The organism is Streptomyces sp. SID5785 (assembly GCF_009870065.1).
In the GTDB taxonomy this organism is placed as follows: Bacteria; Actinomycetota; Actinomycetes; order Streptomycetales; family Streptomycetaceae; genus Streptomyces.
In genome coordinates, this window is sequence record NZ_WWIA01001057.1 from 1 (window position 1) to 11,075 (window position 11,075).

The window sequence follows — 11,075 nt, forward strand, 5'->3', positions numbered from 1 at the left end:
TGGTTCTTGACGCCGGGCAGGGCGCGCTTGGCGATGCCGGTCAGCGTGCCGCCGGGGCACACCTCGATCAGCGCCGTGACGCCGAGCTCCTGGAACGTCTCCATGCACAGGTCCCAGCGGACCGGGTTGGCGACCTGGCCGACGAGGCGGGACACGACCTCGGCTCCGGTCGCCACCGTCCGGCCGTCCTTGTTGGAGACGTACGTGACCGCGGGGTCGGCCGGGGTCAGCGCCGAGGCGGCCTCCGCCAGCGTCGCCACGGCCGGGGCCATGTGCTCGGTGTGGAACGCGCCGGCCACCTTCAGGGGCACCACGCGGCGCACGCCCTCGGGCTTGTCGGCCTCCAGCGCGGCCAGCTGCTCGAGCGTGCCGGCGGCCACGATCTGGCCCGCGCCGTTCACGTTCGCCGGGGTCAGGCCGAGCTTCTCGAGGTGCGGGACGGTCACCTCGGGGTCGCCGCCGAGCAGCGCCGACATGCCGGTCTCGGTGATCTTGGCGGCCTCGGCCATGGCCAGACCGCGGGAGCGCACGAGCTTCAGGGCGGCGGTGTCGTCGAGGACACCGGCGAACGCGGCGGCGGTGAACTCGCCGACGCTGTGGCCCGCGACCGCGCCCGGCGTGACCTCGCCGAGCGCCGAGGCGGAGAGGAGGCCGGCCGCGACGAGCAGCGGCTGGGCGACGGCGGTGTCGCGGATGGCGTCCGCGTCGGCCTGCGTGCCGTAGTGGGCGAGGTCGAGACCGATGGCGTCGGACCACGCGGCGACGCGGTCCGCGGCGCCGGGCAGTTCGAGCCAGGGAGTCAGGAAGCCGGGCGTCTGAGCGCCTTGGCCGGGAGCGACGAGTACGAGCACTCTCACACTCTCTCTTGGGGACGGGCCGGGACGCCCGTGGGGACAGGGACGAAGAACCGAAGGGGGAATTGTAGACCCCCCACAAAAGGCTACGACTGGGTTTCCGCGTCGGCCAGACGCCCCAGGATCAGCGCGATCCGCAGGGTGAACGCCGAGCGGACGTCCGAGGGCGACCACCCGGTGACGTCGGTCACACGTCGAAGCCGGTAGCGGACGGTGTTGGGGTGCACGAACAACATCCGCGCCGCACCCTCCAGACTGCTCGCCTGCTCCAGATAGACGCTCAAGGTCTCCAGGAGCGCGGAGCCGGCTTCCTCCAGCGGTCTGTAGATCTCCTCCACCAGCTGCTCGCGGGCCGCGGGGTCGGAGGCGATGGCGCGCTCCGGCAGCAGATCGTCCGCGAGCACGGGCCGCGGCGCGTCCTGCCACGCCCCGCAGGCCTTGAGCCCGGCCGCCGCGGCGTGCGCGGAGCGGGTGGCCGCCAGCAGGTCGGGCACGACGGGCCCGGCGACCACGGGACCGGCCGCGAACGGGCCGATCAGCGACTTGGCGACGGCCAGCGGATTGTCGCTGCCGCCCGCGATGACGACCAGCCGGTCCCCGAGCACCCCGGTCAGGACCTGCAGCTTCGCGTGCCGCGAGGCCCGCCGGATGGCCTCCACGGTCAGTTCGCTGTCCCCGTCGGGGGCGGTGCCGAGGACGACGCACACGTGCTCCGGCGAGTTCCAGCCGAGCGCGGCGGCGCGGCTCACGGCGCCCTCGTCGGCCTCCCCGGAGAGCACCGCGTTGACCACGAGGGACTCCAGGCGGGCGTCCCAGGCGCCGCGTGCCTCCGCCGCCTGCGCGTACACCTGGGCCGTCGCGAACGCGATCTCCCGCGCGTACACGAGCAGCGCCTCGCGCAGCACGCTCTCGTCGCCCGGCGCGGCCACCTCGTCGATGGCCGACTCCATGACCTCGATGGTGGTGCGCACCATCTCGACGGTCTGGCGCAGGGTGATCGCCCGGGTCAGCTCGCGCGGCGCGGTGCCGAACACGTCCGTCGAGATGGCCTGCGGTGCGTCCGGGTGCCGGAACCACTCGGTGAACGCGGCGATGCCGGCCTGGGCGACCAGACCGATCCACGACCGGTTCTCCGGTGGCATGGCCCGGTACCAGGGCAGCATCTCGTCCATGCGCGTGATCGCCTGCGCGGCGAGCGCTCCGGACGACTTCTCCAGACGCTTCAGGGTCGCCGCGTGCGAGTGGGACTCCGCCGCGGCGAGGGGATGACGGTCCGCCGGTTCGTTCGATGAAGACTGCGCTGATTCCGATGGGGGCACGGGACAAGACTGCCTTATCGGGACGGGACAGCGGAGTGGAGGGTCCTGCGGGACGCCCGCGGGGCCCCCGCGGCCGGGGCTACCGTGTACGCGTGAGAGACATTCGCCGGGCGGCCGGACGCTATCCGGGGGGCGAGCCCGAGGCGGGGATCGAGTCCCGCCACGCCTTCTCCTTCGGCCCGCACTACGACCCGGACAACCTGCGCTTCGGCGCGATCCTGGCGTGCAACGAGGAGCGGCTCGCGCCCGGCGCCGGGTTCGCCGAGCACCCGCACAGCCACACCGAGATCGTCACCTGGGTGGTGCGCGGCGAGCTCACGCACCGCGACTCCACGGGCCACGAGACGGTCGTGCGCCCCGGCGACGTGCAGCACCTCAGCTCCGGGGGCGGCGTGCGGCACGTCGAGCGCAACGACGCCACCGAGCCGCTCACGTTCCTCCAGATGTGGCTCGCGCCCCGCGAGGCCGGCGGCGAGCCCGCGTACGAGGTGGTCCGCGGCATCGCCGACTCCACTCCCTACGACGTGCCCGAGGCGGGCGCGCTGCTGCACGTGCGCCGGCTGGCCGCGGGCGAGCGCACCCGGCTGCCCGCCGCACCGCACGTCTACGTCCATGTCGTGGGCGGCGAGGTGACGCTCGGGGACGCGGACCTGGCGCCCGGCGACGCCGCGCGGCTCACCGCCGAGGACGGCCCCGAGGTGCTCGCCGCGACCGCCGCCGAGCTGCTGGTCTGGGAGCTCGACGACCGCCGCTGACTCAGAGCTCCGCGAGCACCGCGTCGGTGAACGCGGGCCACACCTCGGCGGCCCACGGCCCGAACGCCCGGTCCGTCAGCGCGACGCACGCGGCGCCGGCCACCGGGTCCACCCACAGGAACGTCCCGGACTGGCCGAAGTGCCCGAAGGTGCGCGGCGAGGACGAACTCCCGGTCCAGTGCGGCGCCTTGTGGTCCCGGATCTCGAAGCCGAGGCCCCAGTCGTTCGGGTTCTGGTGCCCGTACCCCGGCAGCACGCCCTTGGTCCCCGGGTACTGGACGGTCATGGCCTCGGCGACGGTGCGCGGGTCGAGCAGCCGCGGGGCCTGCAGCTCGGCGGCGAAGCGCGCGAGGTCGGCGACCGTCGAGACGCCGTCCTTGGCGGGCGACCCGTCCAGGGTGCTGCCCGTCATCCCGAGCGGCTCGAACACGGCCTGCCGCAGATACTCGGCGAACGGCATCTCCGTCGCCTTCGCGAGGTGGTCGCCGAGCACCTCGAAGCCCGCGTTCGAGTACAGCCGCCGGGTGCCCGGCTCCGAGGTCACCCGGTGCTCGTCGAAGGCCAGCCCGCTGGTGTGCGCGAGCAGGTGCCGCACGGTCGACCCCTCGGGCCCGGCCGGCTCGTCGAGCTCGACGGCGCCCTCCTCGTAGGCGACGAGGGCCGCGTAGGCGGCCAGCGGCTTGGTGACCGAGGCCAGCGGGAAGGGGTGCTCCGTCGGGCCGCGGGTCCCGAGCACCGTGCCGTCCGCGCGGACGACGGCTGTGGCGGCGGTCGGCACCGGCCAGTTCTCGATCAAGGCGAGGCTCTGCATGCGTACGAGACTAAAGTGTCAGCCTCATCGAGGGCGCAGGGGTCCGCTCGAAGCCGAGGGCGGCGTAGAGGGGTTCACCGGCGGCGGTCGCGAACAGGTCGACGCGGGCGACGCCGTGCGCGCGGTACCAGTCGAGCAGGGCCTCGACGCAGGCCCGCGAGTAGCCGCGGCGGCGGTGGACCGGATCGGTGCACACGTTGAAGACGTGGCCCGAGGTGCCCGTGGGGTTCCCGGGGCTGCCGAGGCTGTGGTTCACCGTGCCCGCCGCGCATGCCGCGAGGCCCGGGCGCCCGTCCGGTGCGTCGACCACGAAGGCCGTCAACTCCCCGTCCGGGTCGGCCAGTCGGGCCCGCAGCGTCTCGGCCGTGAGGGGCTGCCAGCGCACGTCGTCGCTCGGGCTCATCGCGTCGAGCATGACCTTGCGGAGCCGGACCAGCTCCTCGGCGTCGCCGGGGACGGCGCGGCGTGCGGCAGACATGATCCGCACCGTAGCGGGAGCCCGCCGGGGTTGTCGCGCGGATTGCGCCCGGGGGGTTTCGTCCGGATGTGCTTGCTTGGAGTGCACTCAAGGGTTCTAGCGTGGAGCGCATGACGGTGATGGAGACCACCACGCCCCTGCCGACCCCGGACGCCGCACCGGCCCGGGTCGACGTCTGCGCCGCGGCGCCCGATCCCCACCCGCGCCCCGACGGCCGGGACCGCTACACGATCAGCGAGGTCGTCCTCCACACCGGGCTGACCGCACACACCCTGCGCTGGTACGAGCGGATCGGGCTGCTGCCCGACGTCGACCGCTCGCACACCGGCCAGCGCCGCTACAGCAACCGGGACCTCGACTGGCTCGCCTTCGTCGGCAAACTGCGGCTCACCGGGATGCCGGTGGCCGACATGGTCCGGTACGCGGAGCTGGTGCGGCTCGGCGAGCACACCTTCGACGAGCGGCGCGAACTGCTCGCCTCGACCCGGCGTGACGTGCTGCGGCGGATCGACGAGCTCCAGGACACCCTCGCCGTCCTCGACCACAAGATCAATTTCTACGCGGGCGCCCCCGAGGCGCCGGACAGGGGCTGAACGGACATGACGCAGCGCATCGCGACCGCCGAACTCGGCACGGGCGGCCCCGAGGTGGGCGTCCAGGGGCTCGGCTGCATGGGGATGAGCTGGGCGTACGGACCCACGGACACCGACGAGGCGCGGGCCACGCTGGAGCGCGCCCTCGACCTCGGCGTCACCCTCTTCGACACGGCCGACGCCTACGGTGCGGGGGAGAACGAGCGCTTCCTCGCCCCGTTCGTCGCCGCGCACCGCGACGAGATCGTGCTCGCGACCAAGTTCGCCCTGGACTTCAGCCGGGGCGACGGCTACCGGCGGACGGTCAACAACGACCCCGCCTACATCCGCTCGGCCGTCGACGCCAGCCTCGGCCGGCTCGGCGTCGACACGATCGACCTCTACTACATGCACCGCCGTGACCCGAACGTGCCGATCGAGGAGTCCGTCGGCGCCATGGCCGAACTCGTCGCCGCGGGCAAGGTGAAGCACCTCGGCCTCAGCGAGGTCACCGCCGCCGAGCTGCGGGCCGCGCACGCCGTCCACCCGATCGCCGCCGTGCAGTCGGAGTGGTCGCTGTTCTGCCGGGACCTGGAGACCGCCGTCGTGCCCGCCGCCGCCGAGCTGGGCGTCGCCCTGGTCCCGTACTCGCCGCTCGGCCGCGGCTTCCTCACCGGCGCCTTCGTGCACGCGGAGAAGGAGCTCGGCGAGAACGACTTCCGGCGCACCCTGCCGCGCTTCACCGGGGACAACGCCGCCGCCAACGCGGCCCTCCTGGAGCCGGTGCGCGCGGTCGCCGCCGCGCACGACGCGACGCCCGGCCAGATCGCGCTGGCCTGGCTGGACCGGCAGGCGGACGTCTTCGGGCTGCCGGTCGTCCCGATCCCCGGCACCCGCCGCCGCACCCGCGTCGAGGAGAACACCGCGGGCACCCGCATCGCGCTCACCGACGAGGAGCTGCGCCTGCTGGAGCCGATCGCGGCCCAGGTCACCGGCGACCGCTACGCGGACATGTCGAACACGGCGGGCAGCCGCGAGTAGGGCGCACTGCCGCACCGGCCGCGGTCACAGCTCGGCGAGCAGCTCGGCCTTCTTGGACGTGAACTCCGCGTCCGTGACGAGCCCGGCCTGATGCAGCTCGCCGAGGTGGCGGATCCGGTCGGCGATGTCCGCCGGGTCGCGCCGGGCCGGCGGGGCGCCCGCCGGGCTCGCCGAGCGGACCGCGGCGAGCACGGACGCGGCGAACGGCAGCGACTCGTGCACCGGCCCGTAGCCGAGCCCGAAGACCACCGAGGCCGGATCCTGGTCGGCCTGGCCGGGCCGGTCGGCGTCCGCGCCCCGCGGCGTGAGCCGCAGATGCCCCTCGAACAGCTCGGGGGAGCGCCACTCCACCCCGGTCAGCTCGCTCACCGGGAACGTCTTGTCGCCGGCCTTCCACTTCGCCGAGGACGCGCCCGTCCAGAACCAGCGGAACGACACGGCGGCCCCGTCGAACGAGGCCTTCCCGTCGTACGCCTTGAACTGGAGCGGCGCCTTCGGCGGGTCGACCAGCGGCCCGGTGGGCGCCGGCCCGTCGTCGACGAGGCGGGCCCGCAGCTCGTCCGCGTAGTACTCGGCGAGCATCTCGCGCTCGGCGGGCAGCACGAGCCGATAGGGGTCGCACCCCTCCTTGAGCTGTCCCGCCGCCGCGTCCATCAGCGGATCGGCGCCCGGTCTCGGCTCCGCGCGCAGCACCACGGTGCCGCGCTTCCCGGGCGTCAGCGTGACCCCCGCGATCGCTTCCAGCGGGACACGGCGCTCACCGAGTGCCTGGAGCAGCTTCGGCGTGCGGATCCCCCGTTCGAAGCGGATGAGCACGGAGTCGGACGCGAACTCCCAGGCGGCATGAAATCCGGCCAGTACGTCACCCATGCGGCTCATCGTATGCGGCACGAGTCCCTCCGTCGCCTGTCGCGTCGGACCACTGTTCCACCGTTCTCTACGCGCGTCAGGAAGCTGCTGCGCCGGAAAATCCCTTCCGGCAGTCCTCGTGCCCGTCGGCGCAACTCACCGATCGGTACGAGCCAGTTCCGATCTCGGCGAAGTTCCTGAGGCTCTCGGTGCCGGGCACGAAGTACCCGGTGTGCCCCTGCGCGTCACCGGCGGCGAAGACCCGGGCGCCGAAGCCCGAGGAGACCGGGTCGGCGCCGTGCCCGAGGCCGCCGAGCTCCATGTTCGGCACGTCCTGGATCCAGTCGTCGCGGTCGCGCGTCGCCCACACGTGGGCCCCGGTGCCGAGGCCCGAGGCGTGCTCGGCGCGCATCCCGGGGCTGCCGGCCACCGCGATGTCGCTGACCCGCGCGGGCAGCCCGCGCGCCGCGACCCCGCAGACCACGGAGCCGTAGCTGTGGCAGTACAGGGCGACGGAGGAGCGTCCGGGCAGTCCGCGCAGCATCGCGTTGAGCCGCACCGCGCCGTCGTCCGCGCGCATCGAGGTCGCCGCGTCCACACCGAGCCCGGCCGGCGCCGTGTAGTCGGCCCAGGCGATGACGGCGGTCCGCGCGTCCGGGTCGGCGGCGCGCTCGGCCGCGTACAGCGAGCGGGCCATGCCGACCGGGGCGGAGTACTTGCGGAAGGTGCGCTGGAAGGTGAGGACGTTCGTGTCGACGCCGGGGACGACGACGGAGACGCGGCGGGCCTTCGGCAGGTCCCCGAAGACCTCGGCGACGCGGCCCGCGCCCATCGGGTCGAAGGCGAGGATCTTGCGGTCGGCGCCGGACAGCAGCGCGAAGCGTTTCATGCGCTGCCGGGCGTCGGCGTGACCGAGCGAGGACAGGCGTTTGTCGTGGATGCGCTCGTGCTCGACCTGACGGGCCTGCTCCAGGGCGATCCGGTTGGCGCGGTAGCGCAGCTCGACCGGTGCCCCGTTCATGTTGCCGACGACGAGCGGGTAGCGGGCGGCGAGCCCGGCGCGCTGGTGGGGGGTGAGCGAGGCGAAGAAGTGGCCGAGGCGGGTGGGGGAGCCGTCGGCCGAGGGCAGGGCGTGTCCGTTCAGCCGGCCGTGCTCCCAGGCGGTGAGCGCGGTGCGCAGCGGGGAGACGACCGCCCGCTGGTGACGCACCGCGGTCCAGCCGGTGGTCGCCAGCATGACGAACACGACGGCCAGCGCGAGCAGTGCGCGCCAGACGTTGAGTGTGGGGGAGGAGTCGAAGGAAGTCACTGCGGGACACCCTAGGAGAAGCGTGTGCGGCTCCGTGCAGCGGGTGAGGCAGATCACGTTTTCCGGGGGTTATTTGGGTAAAACCGGGCCTAGTTGCGGTCAAGCCTTCACGCTGCGTAGTGCAACGGTGTCACGCGCCGGTACCCGCCGTCACGCCTCGTCGTCGCGCCACCGCTCGCCGAGCGACGGGCCCAGCCGGTCCAGGCAGGACTCGGTCACCGCGCGGATCGCCTCCACGCTGGGGTCGGTACCGGCGCCCCAGAGCCGCCCCGCGAGCCGCATCACGCCGCTGAACGCGGCGACGGCCACGCGCGGCCGCGGATCCGCGTCGACGTCCACGCCCTCGCGCGCCGCGATGATGCGCGCGACCTCCTCCTCCAGCTCGACGGAGCGGCGCAGGTGCGCGGCGAGCAGGGCGGGCGTGGACTCGATCATCCGGTACGTGCGCATGTGCAGCTCGACCGGCACGACCTCCTCGACCCGGCGGCTCAGGTCGTCCCAGGTGCCGAGGACGGTGCCGCGCAGCGCCTCCAGCGGGCTCTCGTGCGCCGGGCGCTCGCGCAGGGCCTCGACGAAGCGCGACTCCACCATGTCCTGCACGGCGAAGGCGGCCTCCTCCTTGTTGGCGAAGTACCGGAAGAAGGTGCGCTGCGAGACCTCGCAGGCCTCCGCGATCTCGTCGACGGTCGTCCGCTCGTACCCCTGTGACGTGCAGAGCTCGAGCGCCGCCCGCAGCAGCGCGTCCCGGGTGCGCTGCTTCTTGAGTTCACGCAGGTTCAATCCGGCCGCCATGGTCCTCTTTCTGGGTGTTTGCGCACCTCAGCATAGTGTGAGCGACCTGACAGTTACCGACTTGTGAAATGCTTTGTCAACTGTCAGAGGCTGTCACTAGCCTCGGAACATGACTAGTCGGACCACCCTCGACAAGGCGGACCGGGTTCCGGAGCCCGAGTCCGTCCCCGCGCCGCCCAAGGGGCTGCGCGGGCACCCCTGGCTGACGCTGTTCTCCGTCGCGATCGGCGTCATGATGGTCGCCCTCGACGGCACCATCGTCGCCATCGCCAACCCGGCCATCCAGAAGGACCTCGGCGCGAGCTTCGCCGACGTCCAGTGGATCACCAACGGCTACTTCCTCGCCCTCGCGGTCACCCTGATCACCGCGGGCAAGCTCGGCGACCGGTTCGGACACCGGCAGACCTTCCTCATCGGCGTCGTCGGCTTCGCCGCCGCCTCGGGTGCCATCGGGCTGTCCGACAGCATCGCGCTCGTCATCACCTTCCGCGTCTTCCAGGGTCTGTTCGGCGCGCTGCTCATGCCCGCGGCGCTCGGCCTGCTGCGCGCCACCTTCCCGGCCGAGAAGCTGAACATGGCGATCGGCATCTGGGGCATGGTCATCGGCGCCTCCACCGCGGGCGGCCCGATCCTCGGCGGCGTGCTCGTGGAGCACGTCAGCTGGCAGTCGGTGTTCTTCATCAACGTGCCGGTGGGCGTCATCGCCCTCGTCCTCGGCCTCGTCATCCTGCTCGACCACCGCGCGGAGAACGCGCCGCGCTCCTTCGACATACCCGGCATCGTGCTGCTGTCCGGCGCGATGTTCTGTCTGGTCTGGGCGCTCATCAAGGCCCCGGCCTGGGGCTGGGGCGACGGCCTGACCTGGTCGTTCATCGGCGGCTCGGTGCTGTGTTTCGTGGTCTTCGCGCTCTGGGAGACCCGGGTCGCCGAACCGCTGATCCCGCTCGGCCTGTTCCGCTCCGTCGCCCTGTCGGCCGGTGTGGTCCTCATGGTGCTCATGGCCATCGCCTTCATGGGCGGCCTGTTCTTCGTCACCTTCTACCTGCAGAACGTGCACGGGATGAGCCCGATCGACAGCGGACTGCACCTGCTGCCGCTCACCGGCATGATGATCGTCGGCTCCCCGCTGGCCGGTGCCATGATCACCAAGGTCGGCCCGCGCATCCCGCTGGCGGGCGGCATGATCCTCACCGCCGTCGCGATGTACGGCATGTCGACGCTCGACGCGGGTACCGGCAGCGGCCTCATGTCCGTCTGGTTCGCCCTGCTCGGTCTCGGTCTCGCCCCGGTCATGGTCGGCGCCACCGAGGTCATCGTGGGCAACGCGCCGATGGAGCTCTCCGGCGTCGCCGGCGGCCTCCAGCAGGCCGCGATGCAGATCGGCGGCAGCCTCGGCACCGCCGTCCTCGGCGCCGTCATGGCCTCCAAGGTCGACAGCTCCCTCGCGGACAACTGGGCCTCGGCCAAGCTCCCCGAGCTGACCTCCACCCAGCTCGACCAGGCCTCCGAGGCCGTCCAGGTCGGCGTCGCCCCGGTCCCGCCGGGCACCCCGGGCGCACTCGCGGGCAAGATCACGCAGGTCGCGCACGACACGTTCATCTCCGGCATGAGCCTGGCCTGCCTGGTGGCGGCGGCCGTCGCGGCCTTCGCCGTCCTGGTCGCCCTGCTCACCAAGCGCGGGGCGAACGCGGACGCGGCATCCGGCGCGGCGCACATCTGACGCCGTCGCGGGACCGTGCCACGAAAGCCCCCGGGTGCTCCCCGGGGGCTTTTCGCTTATCCGGGTGACGCGCCCCGGGCACCTCTTCCCCGAAGTCGATCAAGCCCACCACAGTGAGGGTTCGGCAATTGACCGATCTGACACGGGGGTTGACCCATGCGTACATCCACGACCGCACTGACCGTCTCGGCACTCGCCCTCGCCGCGACGGCCCTCGCACCCGGCCTCGCCACGGCGGCGGCCCCGCCCGCGCTCGGGCCCTGCGCCCAGGGCGAGCTCTGCCTCTGGACGAAGGCCGACTTCAAGGGGGCCCGGCACGTGTACGAGCTGTCCGGTACGGACATCGAGAGCTGCACCGCGCTGCCACCCGGTACCACCGCGGCCTCCGTGGCCAACCGCACGGGGCGGCCCGTGACCACGTACCAGTCCGGCGAGTGCGCGGAGACGGGCGAGTTCCAGACCTATCCGGGCACCGGCACGTGGGAGCCGGAAAGCCCGTACCGGGTACGGGCTTTCAAGATCTGGGAGAACTGAGGTCCCGTCGCCGGGTGCACGCCGGTGGGGGCTGGTCGCGC

12 protein-coding genes are annotated in these 11,075 nt (G+C 72.8%); 5 read left to right on the forward strand and 7 right to left on the reverse strand.

Annotation, left to right across the window (positions count from 1 at the left end; all coding sequences use genetic code 11):
• Both GTW43_RS34075 and GTW43_RS34080 read right to left on the reverse strand, forming a co-directional pair.
• Window positions 1–851 (reverse strand): ACP S-malonyltransferase (locus GTW43_RS34075; RefSeq protein WP_161305837.1); only part of this gene is annotated, 851 nt, incomplete at its 3' end.
• An 89-nt stretch (window positions 852–940) separates the two neighbouring features.
• Window positions 941–2,173, reverse strand: coding sequence for a helix-turn-helix domain-containing protein (locus GTW43_RS34080; protein ID WP_161305838.1), 1,233 nt, complete (start codon window positions 2,171–2,173; stop codon window positions 941–943).
• 92 nt (window positions 2,174–2,265) lie between these two features.
• On the opposite strand from GTW43_RS34080, the gene GTW43_RS34085 reads away from it, so the two are divergent.
• A complete protein-coding gene (locus tag GTW43_RS34085; RefSeq protein WP_343246201.1) occupies window positions 2,266–2,928 on the forward strand; it encodes a pirin family protein in 663 nt (220 codons plus the stop codon).
• A gap of 1 nt (window position 2,929) precedes the next feature.
• Here GTW43_RS34085 and GTW43_RS34090 read toward each other — a convergent pair whose 3' ends face one another.
• Both GTW43_RS34090 and GTW43_RS34095 read right to left on the reverse strand, forming a co-directional pair.
• Window positions 2,930–3,739: a serine hydrolase domain-containing protein gene (locus GTW43_RS34090; RefSeq protein WP_161305839.1), complete on the reverse strand. Its 810-nt coding sequence runs from the start codon at window positions 3,737–3,739 to the stop codon at window positions 2,930–2,932.
• 10 nt (window positions 3,740–3,749) lie between these two features.
• A complete protein-coding gene (locus GTW43_RS34095; protein WP_161305840.1) occupies window positions 3,750–4,217 on the reverse strand; it encodes a GNAT family N-acetyltransferase in 468 nt (155 codons plus the stop codon).
• A gap of 110 nt (window positions 4,218–4,327) precedes the next feature.
• Between GTW43_RS34095 and GTW43_RS34100 the strand changes: the two genes are divergently transcribed.
• Window positions 4,328–4,810, forward strand: a complete 483-nt coding sequence (locus tag GTW43_RS34100) for a MerR family transcriptional regulator (RefSeq protein WP_161305841.1) — start codon at window positions 4,328–4,330, stop codon at window positions 4,808–4,810.
• A 6-nt stretch (window positions 4,811–4,816) separates the two neighbouring features.
• On the forward strand, window positions 4,817–5,830 hold the full coding sequence (locus GTW43_RS34105; RefSeq protein WP_161305842.1) for an aldo/keto reductase: 1,014 nt from the start codon (window positions 4,817–4,819) through the stop codon (window positions 5,828–5,830).
• Between the two features lie 24 nt (window positions 5,831–5,854).
• Here the strand turns inward: GTW43_RS34105 and GTW43_RS34110 are convergent, their stop codons facing one another.
• The 3 genes from GTW43_RS34110 to GTW43_RS34120 form a co-directional block, all read right to left on the reverse strand.
• Window positions 5,855–6,709 (reverse strand): DUF4429 domain-containing protein, encoded by an 855-nt coding sequence (locus GTW43_RS34110; RefSeq protein WP_161305848.1) that lies wholly within the window; start codon window positions 6,707–6,709, stop codon window positions 5,855–5,857.
• A 67-nt stretch (window positions 6,710–6,776) separates the two neighbouring features.
• Window positions 6,777–7,988, reverse strand: a complete 1,212-nt coding sequence (locus GTW43_RS34115) for an alpha/beta hydrolase (RefSeq protein ID WP_161305843.1) — start codon at window positions 7,986–7,988, stop codon at window positions 6,777–6,779.
• Between the two features lie 150 nt (window positions 7,989–8,138).
• Window positions 8,139–8,780, reverse strand: a complete 642-nt coding sequence (locus tag GTW43_RS34120; protein WP_161305844.1) for a TetR family transcriptional regulator — start codon at window positions 8,778–8,780, stop codon at window positions 8,139–8,141.
• 109 nt (window positions 8,781–8,889) lie between these two features.
• On the opposite strand from GTW43_RS34120, the gene GTW43_RS34125 reads away from it, so the two are divergent.
• Window positions 8,890–10,500 (forward strand): MFS transporter, encoded by a 1,611-nt coding sequence (locus GTW43_RS34125; protein ID WP_161305845.1) that lies wholly within the window; start codon window positions 8,890–8,892, stop codon window positions 10,498–10,500.
• A 156-nt stretch (window positions 10,501–10,656) separates the two neighbouring features.
• A complete protein-coding gene (locus tag GTW43_RS34130) occupies window positions 10,657–11,034 on the forward strand; it encodes a peptidase inhibitor family I36 protein (RefSeq protein ID WP_161305846.1) in 378 nt (125 codons plus the stop codon).
• Window positions 11,035–11,075: the final 41 nt, after the last annotated feature.

Excerpts from the sequence above, each read along its gene's own strand:
- GTW43_RS34090 (WP_161305839.1), bottom strand. The coding sequence starts at position 3,739 with ATGCAGAGCCTCGCCTTGATCGAGAACTGGCCGGTGCCGACCGCCGCC.
- GTW43_RS34095 (WP_161305840.1), bottom strand. The coding sequence starts at position 4,217 with ATGTCTGCCGCACGCCGCGCCGTCCCCGGCGACGCCGAGGAGCTGGTC.
- GTW43_RS34100 (WP_161305841.1), top strand. The coding sequence starts at position 4,328 with ATGACGGTGATGGAGACCACCACGCCCCTGCCGACCCCGGACGCCGCA.
- GTW43_RS34105 (WP_161305842.1), top strand. The coding sequence starts at position 4,817 with ATGACGCAGCGCATCGCGACCGCCGAACTCGGCACGGGCGGCCCCGAG.
- GTW43_RS34110 (WP_161305848.1), bottom strand. The coding sequence starts at position 6,709 with ATGAGCCGCATGGGTGACGTACTGGCCGGATTTCATGCCGCCTGGGAG.
- GTW43_RS34120 (WP_161305844.1), bottom strand. The coding sequence starts at position 8,780 with ATGGCGGCCGGATTGAACCTGCGTGAACTCAAGAAGCAGCGCACCCGG.
- GTW43_RS34125 (WP_161305845.1), top strand. The coding sequence starts at position 8,890 with ATGACTAGTCGGACCACCCTCGACAAGGCGGACCGGGTTCCGGAGCCC.
- GTW43_RS34130 (WP_161305846.1), top strand. The coding sequence starts at position 10,657 with ATGCGTACATCCACGACCGCACTGACCGTCTCGGCACTCGCCCTCGCC.